Origin of the sequence: Pantoea sp. B9002 (assembly GCF_013385945.1) — a bacterium.
Classification (GTDB): domain Bacteria; phylum Pseudomonadota; class Gammaproteobacteria; order Enterobacterales; family Enterobacteriaceae; genus Pantoea.
Map to the genome: position 1 here is coordinate 1 of NZ_JACAPA010000168.1, position 306 is coordinate 306.

Consider the following 306-nt stretch of genomic DNA (forward strand, 5'->3'; position numbering starts at 1 on the left):
TGGCGGGTCGACTCGATCATCGCCACGCCGGACCACAACGTACCGACCACCCCGGAACGCAAGGGCGGTATCACGGCGATCGCCGACCAGGTGTCGCGCCTGCAGGTGCAGACCCTCGACGATTACTGCGATGAATATGGCATCACCGAGTTCAAGATGAATGACGTGCGTCAAGGCATCGTCCACGTGATCGGCCCGGAGCAGGGCGCGACCTTGCCGGGCATGACCGTGGTCTGCGGTGACTCCCATACCTCGACCCACGGCGCCTTCGGGGCCCTGGCCCACGGTATCGGCACCTCCGAGGTC

1 protein-coding gene is annotated in these 306 nt (G+C 65.4%); it reads left to right on the plus strand.

Features of this window, described 5'->3' with window-relative positions; genetic code table 11:
* The coding region (locus tag HX773_RS25690; protein WP_255433348.1) for an aconitase family protein at window positions 1-306 on the plus strand (306 nt) is incomplete at both ends.